This is a genomic window from Rhodanobacter sp. Soil772 (genome assembly GCF_001428385.1).
In the GTDB taxonomy this organism is placed as follows: domain Bacteria; phylum Pseudomonadota; class Gammaproteobacteria; order Xanthomonadales; family Rhodanobacteraceae; genus Rhodanobacter.
On record NZ_LMSK01000002.1, the window covers coordinates 1,124,501 to 1,124,970 of the forward strand.

The 470-nt window shown below is 54.7% G+C and carries 1 protein-coding gene; it reads right to left on the reverse strand.

The window, feature by feature from the left end; all coding sequences use genetic code 11:
• Window positions 1–134: 134 nt before the first annotated feature.
• Window positions 135–356, reverse strand: coding sequence for a hypothetical protein (locus tag ASG75_RS16340; RefSeq protein ID WP_157616949.1), 222 nt, complete (start codon window positions 354–356; stop codon window positions 135–137).
• Window positions 357–470 lie beyond the last annotated feature (114 nt).

Consider the following 470-nt stretch of genomic DNA (forward strand, 5'->3'; position numbering starts at 1 on the left):
AACGACGACCGCATACAACAAAGCCAATATACGAGCGAAGTTTCTCATTGAGGCCTAACGCTGGAGTTAAGCGGCGGCGAAGCCGTCCGCCTTGAACGAGTTGTTAGGCGCCACGGCAAGCGAGCCTAGTTGCCTTAGCGTACACGTTGCGAATGATGTTGCATGGTGCGTTCGTAGAAGCCCTGCCAGCCCGCAGGCTCTGGAAATTGGCTAGCGAAAACTTGGCGAGCTTGCTCGGGTTGCGATGCGAACCAGTCTTGGAAGGCATACCAATACGTCTCGCCAGCACCCATGCGCCAGCCAAGTGAGCCAAGCGGAATCTTGGGGAATTTGAGCCAAGGTGGATCCATGCTCATGTTTTGCTCCATGACGCCTAACGCTGGAGTTAAGCGGCGGCGAAGCCGTCCGCCTTGAACGAAATGTTAGGTTACTTAGTGTTGATGGCGGCGACTACTGCTAGTCCTTTAACT